Source organism: Flavobacteriales bacterium (assembly GCA_020435415.1).
In the GTDB taxonomy this organism is placed as follows: Bacteria; Bacteroidota; Bacteroidia; order JACJYZ01; family JACJYZ01; genus JACJYZ01.
On the sequence record JAGQZQ010000187.1, the window covers coordinates 1 to 573 of the forward strand.

Annotated in this window: 1 protein-coding gene; it reads right to left on the reverse strand. The window is 41.5% G+C overall.

Annotated elements, in window-relative coordinates:
- Positions 1–573, reverse strand: a 573-nt coding sequence (locus tag KDD36_15245) for a SprB repeat-containing protein (GenBank protein ID MCB0398004.1), incomplete at both ends; no start/stop codon positions are given.

The window sequence follows — 573 nt, forward strand, 5'->3', positions numbered from 1 at the left end:
ATTTTGTCCTGAGCAGCTTACATTCGTTTGACTTTGTACTGCCAAGCTCATGCTATATTGGTCTACCAAAATAGCATTGCCCACTGCGCTACAACCATTTGCATCTACTACATCTATCGTATAGATTCCTGCACTTAAGCCACTGAAGCTATTGCCTCCTTGTTGTGCTCCACCATTCATACTATAGGTATATGGTGCTGTACCCCCGCTTACATTCACTACGATACTGCCATCATTACTATTGCTACAACTTGGATCTGTTGTTACTGTTACCACAGTTAATACTCCTGGTTGCGTAATACTTGCCGTTGTTGTTGCTGTACAGCCATTTGCATCTGTTACCGTTAAAGTATAGTTTCCTGCTCCAACGCCACTTAAGTTCTGACTTGTACTTACTTGTGTGCTAGTTGCATCATCTACCCAACTATAGCTATAGCTTGGTGTACCTCCTGTTACGCTTACACTTGCTCCGCCATTTAATAAACCATTGCAACTTGCATTCGTTGTTCCTATGGTAGAAACATTAAGTATTGGAGGATTAACTATGGTTACAGCTAGAGTTGCTTGACAACT